Origin of the sequence: Pseudoalteromonas sp. SIMBA_162, assembly GCF_046535955.1 — a bacterium.
In the GTDB taxonomy this organism is placed as follows: domain Bacteria; phylum Pseudomonadota; class Gammaproteobacteria; order Enterobacterales; family Alteromonadaceae; genus Pseudoalteromonas; species Pseudoalteromonas marina.
In genome coordinates, this window is record NZ_JAWJBQ010001374.1 from 1 (window position 1) to 230 (window position 230).

Genomic DNA, 230 nt, shown 5'->3' on the forward strand with positions numbered 1-230 from the left:
TGCCGGCGGGTAAGGCTTATTACCCAGTGTTTCTACGCGAACCTGCGCGTCACACTGGCAGGCTTGAGTAAAAGCTACAAAGCGTTCAGGGTGCACCAAACCATTTAAATTAGTGACCATTAATTTATGAATAGTTTGCGGGCTAAGCTGATCAATAGTATGGCATAAAGTGTGATTATCGCTGGTCAATACGCCAATGTCACGAAAAAGATTAGGTACTTTTAAACGAT

The 230-nt window shown here is 43.0% G+C and carries 1 pseudogene; it reads right to left on the reverse strand.

Features of this window, described 5'->3' with window-relative positions:
* Window positions 1–230: pseudogene (locus R0J88_RS24105) on the reverse strand (multifunctional CCA addition/repair protein); the annotation flags it as partial.